This window comes from Serratia sp. T13T92, from assembly GCF_047530105.1.
Lineage (GTDB): Bacteria > Pseudomonadota > Gammaproteobacteria > Enterobacterales > Enterobacteriaceae > Chania > Chania fonticola.
The window spans coordinates 1-894 of sequence record NZ_JBLJAK010000128.1; the positions used below are offsets into that span (position 1 = coordinate 1).

An 894-nucleotide genomic window follows, 5' to 3' on the forward strand; every position below is an offset into this window, starting at 1 on the left:
TGGTGGATGAAAGCTCGATGGTCGGCAATGCCGATATGGCCCGGGCCTATGGCCTGATCGCCGGGGGCGGCGGACGGGCGGTGTCCAGTGGCGACACCGATCAGTTGCAGTCCATCGCACCTGGCCAACCGTTCCGTCTGCTGCAAAAACGCAGCGCCATCTACGTGGCGGTGATGCAGGAGATCGTTCGCCAGACACCAGTCCTGAAACCGGCGGTCTACAGTTTGATTGACCGGGACATCGACAGCGCCCTCAACACCCTTGAGCAGGTGGCGCCCGCACAGGTGCCGCGTCAGGCGGGTGCCTGGCAGCCGGAGAGTTCGGTGGTGGAATTCGGCGCGGTGCAGGAGAAGGACATCGAGAAAGGTCTGGCCGACGGGAGCCTGACGCCCGGCGCACAGCCCGCCACCCTCTATGAAGCCATTGTACGGGACTACACCGGGCGCACACCGCAGGCGCAGGCACAGACCATCGTGGTGACGACCCTGAACGCCGACCGGCGGGCGCTGAACGCGCAGATACATGAGGCTCGTCAGGCGGCCGGTGAGCTGGGTGAGCAGGAGGCCCGACTACCGGTACTGACCTCCGCCAACCTGCGTGACGGTGAGCTGCGTAAAATGGCCACCTGGCAAGCGGCGCAAGACAATCTGGTGCTGCTGGACAACACCTACTATCGGATTGACAGCCTGGATAAGGATGGGCAGTTGGTCACCCTGAAAGATGAACAGGGCAACACCCGCTCGCTGTCGCCCACCCAGGCTGCGACGGAGGGGGTGACGCTGTATCGCCCGGATACTCTCACTGTATCGCCCGGCGACCGGATGCGTTTCTCCAAAAGCGACAATGAGCGTGGTTTTGTGGCCAACAGCGTCTGGACAGTATCCGAGATTGACG

1 protein-coding gene is annotated in these 894 nt (G+C 63.2%); it reads left to right on the forward strand.

The window, feature by feature from the left end:
• On the forward strand, positions 1-894 hold an 894-nt coding region (locus tag ACMV5I_RS29535), incomplete at both ends, for an AAA family ATPase (protein ID WP_414825975.1).